The following is a 4,288-nucleotide window of genomic DNA, read 5'->3' on the forward strand; positions in this document are numbered from 1 at the left end:
GGAGCAACGGCGAACCCTATTCCGGCATCAACGTCCTGATGTTGTGGCTTGCCGCCGACGCCAAAGGCTACCGCGCCCCCCGCTGGTTCACCTACAAGCAGGCCCAAGAAGCAGGCGGACAGGTGCGCAAGGGCGAGAAATCGTCCACCGTCGTGAAATACGGCACCTTTGAGCGCGAGGACGCGGACACGGGCGAGGAACGCCGCCTGCCCTACCTGAAAGCCTACCGCGTGTTTAACGCCGAGCAGATCGACGGCCTGCCCGCAGAATACTACGGCACCCCCGCCGAGCCTGCCCGCGACCTTGGCACCGCCGCCGACCCCGCTCTTGACGGATTTTTCGGGGCAACCGGCGCGGACATTCGCAACAGCGACGAGCCGCAAGCCTACTATCACCCCGGCGAAGACTACATCCACATGCCGCCGATCGCGACGTTCCACAGCGCGGCAGGCTACTACGCCACGCTTGCCCACGAGGCGACCCACTGGACCGGACACAAGAGCCGCCTTGACCGCTTTTCCCGCTTCAATGACCGCAAGGCTTACGCCTTCGAGGAACTGATTGCCGAGATTGGCAACTGCATGACCTGCGCCCGGCTTGGCCTGACCCCAGATTTTGGCCAGTCCGGCGCTTACGTCCAAAGCTGGTTGCGCGCATTGACTGACGACAAGCGGCTGATTTTCAAAGCCGCCAGTGAGGCGCAGAAGGCCGCCGAATGGCTGATGAAGGGCCAGCAGATCGAGGCAGAAGAAAAGAGGGCCGCATGAGCAGCCCCCACCCCCTGCCCCACCTGTCCTGCCGCAAATGCGGCAGGAGCAACCCCTTGGTCTATCTCGCGCCGGTCGTGGTCGAGGGGACCGGCACCTGCATCTGCATGGATTGCGCCAAGGCGCGCGGCTGGCTGAATGCTGTCGGAAATCTCAAGCCGGGAGTTTCCTTGTGACCACCTACGAGATCCGGGACGACCCCGACGACCTGCCGATCATCTGCGCGACCCTGGCGGAAGCGGAGCGGCGCGGCCGACGCCGCGCCGCCCGCCTCGGCATCGAGGTCCTGATCTATGAAATGCACCCCACGCGCGGAGAGCGGCTTATCGCCGCGATCTGACACCCGGCCCCCGCAACAGCAGCGGGGGCTTTTCCTTGCCGATCTGGTTGACCAGGCAGGGCGGAGCCGTCGAGCCGGCCCCGCCCCACCTGGCCCTGCGCTGTCCGCGCGGGAGCCGCTGATGCGGCAAAGCGGAGACGGCTGCGCCGTCGCCCGATGCAGGAGGGAAAAAGAAACCCCGCCCGTAAAGGGCGGGGGCAGTCATCCAACAGGGAGGGAGTGCAGTTCAACCGGAGGTGAGGCCGAATGTTCCCGGCCAGGCCAGATCATACGTCTTCAACGGCTGCTTTCCGTCCTTCCGCCAGCCGGAGTCAAAGACCGCGATCCACGTCATCGAGGATGCCGTTCATCGCAGTTGAGATACACCGTGCCCCAAGGGACGACGCGGCGGAACCATCTGACTGTGAGGCTGCCGCGCGACTTTCGCGCGCCCGTCACTCCCCGCCCCGCCATGCCGCCCAATCCTGCTCCGTGATCCTGTCGATGCCTTGGTTGCTGTGCAGGACCGGCAGGTGCAGCGACTCCGCGGCCGCAAGTACCAGACAGGCTTGCATCGTCAGTTTCGCCGGGTGATCCGCCTGCTGGCCGAACCGGGCCGCAAGCCTGCACCCATCGGCCGCGATGCGCGGGCTGATCGCGATTTCATGGACCTTCAGGATCTGCAGCAGGCTGTCGAAGACCTCGGTGGCCTGGTCAACCGCCTCGGCCGAGACGCCGCGCGTGTCCGCGCGGCTCTGGGCCAGGGCCATGACCACATCGAGGCGCACGCTGGCCGAGGTCGTGCAGGGCTTGCGGCTGTTCTTGATCCTTTCCACCAGCAAGGCCGCGTCCGGACTGTTGCCGAGGATGGCAAGGAAGGCAGAGCCATCGATGAACATCAGCGTTTGCCCTTCGGCGGAACAATGCGCGTGGACTTGAAGCCGTAGTCCTTCACCTTCTCCTGCAAGGCGGCAATCTGATCCTCGATGGTCGGGATTGACCGCTGGCGCTCGATCTCGTTCTGGATCGCCAACCGCACGGCTTCGGTCTTGGTGACGCCCAGCATCTCCGCCAGCGCTTCCGCCAGATCGTTCACGCCTTCATCGCGGATGGATAACTTGCCCATGTGCGTTCCGATATGTATGCACAGTATCTGCAAAATAGCCTATACACGGGCATGATGGTCGGCAAGTCCGAGCGAGGTTCAGGCCATGCACCCTGACACACTGACAGGCCGCATCCGCTTCCTGCTGCTTCAGCCGGTCGATGCCCTGCGCTACGCGCACGGCACGCCCGCCGCTGAACTCGGCGGGCTGAAGGCGGCGGCCGTCCTGCTGCTGCTGGTCAACGTCGCCTTTGCCTTGACGCTTTATCATCATGGCGAGGCGCTGACGGTGGTGCCCCTGATCGGCACGGGCCTGCACCTCGTGCTGGTCTATATCCAGCGGGTGTTCGACCTCTTTGCCTGGGGCATGTTCCTCTATCCGGTGATCCTGCGCCGCCGCAGCCAGGGCTGTCGCCCTGGCTGCGGCGGCCTCAAAGGAACATGCCTTGGTCAACAGCCCAGCACCTTACTCGGGTGCAGCCTTGCTTTTGGACGGAGCGTTCCAACGACGAAGGGCTGGACGCGCTTCGAGCTGAACGCCGTCAAGATCGCCCTTTTCCGCCAGCGTCTCGATCTGGCGAAGATGGCCGATCACCTTGCGGATCACGTCATCGGCCACAGCCATTCCTTTCGGGTATCAGGACGGGCTTCAATCTTCCCCTGGCTCGCCTTCATGGCTGATACTCCCAAGGATTGATGACCTCGATGCCCAAGGCCTCGAAGGGTCCCGTGTCACGGGTGGCGATTTTCGCCGCCTTTTGCGCCGCAACCACCGCGCCGATCTGCCCGTCAGCATGGCCTATCGTGATGCCCCGCTGTCGGGCAGCCGAAACGCGCATGGCATAGACCAATGCGGCAGTCACATCATAAGGGAGGACACGTCCCTTGAAGTCCTCTTGCAGCATGGCCTCGACGGCATCAACCAGCCGCGCCCGCCGGTTTCCCACCGGCAAGATGAACGCCCCGAACAGAAGCTCCTCCGCCGTGATGGCCGTCACGTAGAGATCACCCGGTTCCTGGGCGTCGAGCCAGGCCATGACGCGCTCGTCAGGGTTCGGTTTCTGGACCTCGGAAACAACATTCGTGTCCAGAACGATCATGAGAAGTCCGCTGACCTGCCGGGGGTCTTGTCGCGCTTCAGGTTCAGCTCGTCCCCCAGCAGGCCCATGCTCTGGAACCGCGACCGGAGTTGCTGGCCGAAGCCGCCCGTGTGCTTGGCGACATAGGAGTTGACCAGGATGGCACGGGCTTCCGCCTCGATGCTGCGATCATTGCTGGCCGCCTGCTGTCGCAGGTGATCGTGAACCTCATCCGGCAGGTTCCGGATCGTCATGTTTCCCATGGGACGCTCCTGTGATGGCACTTCTGAAGAAATGCTATCATTTTGCCTGTGATGTCACAATCGGACAAATGATGGCATTTGCCGCATCCCGGCTTTGCCATGACCGCGCTTATCTAATGACGAAGGTAGGTTCTGCTTACAAAGTGGAGCCACTGACCGGCACGGCCTTCATGCCGGTCGGTGGCGGGGTCGGATCGGGACCGCGCTGGTTACATAGAACCGTCCTAGAGTGTGATCGCCCCGCCCTTTCTAGCTGACCTGAACGGATACAAGGGGATCGTGCCCCGCATGATAAGCAGAGGACAGAGAAAGATGGGTGGCGAAACGGTTGGTGTTGATATCGCAAAACTGCACTTCGACGTTCACAGTTACCCTGGCGGCGGAAGTGGGCGGTTTGAGAATACCGATAAGGGGCGAAGGTCTTTCGTCAAATGGCTGAAAAGCCGACAATCGGTCATGGTCGTGTTCGAACCTACTGGACCATACCACAAGGCTCTGGAAGCCGATCTGCACAGGGCGGGGATTGCGTTGGCAAAGGTGAACCCGCTCCATGCCCGCAGGTTCGCTGAAGCAACGGGCTGCCTCAACAAGACGGATCGGGTAGACGCTGCCATTCTCGCACGGATGGCGGCCGTTCTTCAGATCAAGGCACAGTCTGAACGGCCGGAAAATCTGACCGGCCTGACGGAGTTGCTTTCGGCGCGGCGCGGGCTGATGAAGGAGCGAACAGCCAACCTGAACCGGCAAAAGAACCT

General features: G+C 62.7%; 9 protein-coding genes. 5 read left to right on the plus strand and 4 right to left on the minus strand.

Annotated elements, in window-relative coordinates:
* From ACFOM8_RS22600 to ACFOM8_RS22610, 3 genes are all read left to right on the plus strand, one after another.
* A partial coding sequence (locus ACFOM8_RS22600; protein WP_377764620.1) for an ArdC family protein occupies positions 1-767 on the plus strand: 767 nt, incomplete at its 5' end.
* A complete protein-coding gene (locus tag ACFOM8_RS22605) occupies positions 764-943 on the plus strand; it encodes a hypothetical protein (RefSeq protein ID WP_377764621.1) in 180 nt (59 codons plus the stop codon). The genes ACFOM8_RS22600 and ACFOM8_RS22605, both read left to right, overlap by 4 nt.
* Positions 940-1,107, plus strand: a complete 168-nt coding sequence (locus ACFOM8_RS22610; protein WP_377764622.1) for a hypothetical protein — start codon at positions 940-942, stop codon at positions 1,105-1,107. The genes ACFOM8_RS22605 and ACFOM8_RS22610 overlap by 4 nt, the downstream gene beginning before the upstream one ends.
* 434 nt (positions 1,108-1,541) lie before the next feature.
* Here ACFOM8_RS22610 and ACFOM8_RS22615 read toward each other — a convergent pair whose 3' ends face one another.
* Complete coding sequence (locus ACFOM8_RS22615) at positions 1,542-1,985, minus strand: PIN domain-containing protein (RefSeq protein WP_377764623.1); 444 nt, start codon at positions 1,983-1,985, stop codon at positions 1,542-1,544.
* A complete protein-coding gene (locus ACFOM8_RS22620) occupies positions 1,985-2,212 on the minus strand; it encodes a type II toxin-antitoxin system VapB family antitoxin (protein ID WP_377764624.1) in 228 nt (75 codons plus the stop codon). Before ACFOM8_RS22620 ends, ACFOM8_RS22615 begins: the two co-directional genes overlap by 1 nt.
* 85 nt (positions 2,213-2,297) lie before the next feature.
* Between ACFOM8_RS22620 and ACFOM8_RS22625 the strand changes: the two genes are divergently transcribed.
* On the plus strand, positions 2,298-2,888 hold the full coding sequence (locus ACFOM8_RS22625) for a hypothetical protein (protein WP_377764625.1): 591 nt from the start codon (positions 2,298-2,300) through the stop codon (positions 2,886-2,888).
* On the opposite strand, the gene ACFOM8_RS22630 is transcribed toward ACFOM8_RS22625, so the two are convergent.
* The gene (locus tag ACFOM8_RS22630; protein ID WP_377764626.1) at positions 2,863-3,291 is read right to left on the minus strand and encodes a type II toxin-antitoxin system VapC family toxin; all 429 of its coding nucleotides are present in this window, start codon (positions 3,289-3,291) and stop codon (positions 2,863-2,865) included. The genes ACFOM8_RS22625 and ACFOM8_RS22630 overlap by 26 nt on opposite strands.
* A complete protein-coding gene (locus ACFOM8_RS22635) occupies positions 3,288-3,533 on the minus strand; it encodes a FitA-like ribbon-helix-helix domain-containing protein (protein WP_377764627.1) in 246 nt (81 codons plus the stop codon). The genes ACFOM8_RS22630 and ACFOM8_RS22635 overlap by 4 nt, the downstream gene beginning before the upstream one ends.
* A 312-nt stretch (positions 3,534-3,845) precedes the next feature.
* Here ACFOM8_RS22635 and ACFOM8_RS22640 point away from each other — a divergent pair.
* On the plus strand, positions 3,846-4,288 hold a 443-nt coding region (locus tag ACFOM8_RS22640; RefSeq protein WP_377764628.1), incomplete at its 3' end, for an IS110 family transposase.

Source organism: Paracoccus angustae (assembly GCF_042648745.1).
Taxonomy (GTDB): domain Bacteria; phylum Pseudomonadota; class Alphaproteobacteria; order Rhodobacterales; family Rhodobacteraceae; genus Paracoccus; species Paracoccus angustae.

What these genes read in the sequence shown, in the direction of transcription:
- ACFOM8_RS22605 (WP_377764621.1), top strand. Translation starts at nt 764, where the DNA reads ATGAGCAGCCCCCACCCCCTGCCCCACCTGTCCTGCCGCAAATGCGGC.
- ACFOM8_RS22615 (WP_377764623.1), bottom strand. Translation starts at nt 1,985, where the DNA reads ATGTTCATCGATGGCTCTGCCTTCCTTGCCATCCTCGGCAACAGTCCG.
- ACFOM8_RS22620 (WP_377764624.1), bottom strand. Translation starts at nt 2,212, where the DNA reads ATGGGCAAGTTATCCATCCGCGATGAAGGCGTGAACGATCTGGCGGAA.
- ACFOM8_RS22625 (WP_377764625.1), top strand. Translation starts at nt 2,298, where the DNA reads ATGCACCCTGACACACTGACAGGCCGCATCCGCTTCCTGCTGCTTCAG.
- ACFOM8_RS22630 (WP_377764626.1), bottom strand. Translation starts at nt 3,291, where the DNA reads ATGATCGTTCTGGACACGAATGTTGTTTCCGAGGTCCAGAAACCGAAC.
- ACFOM8_RS22635 (WP_377764627.1), bottom strand. Translation starts at nt 3,533, where the DNA reads ATGGGAAACATGACGATCCGGAACCTGCCGGATGAGGTTCACGATCAC.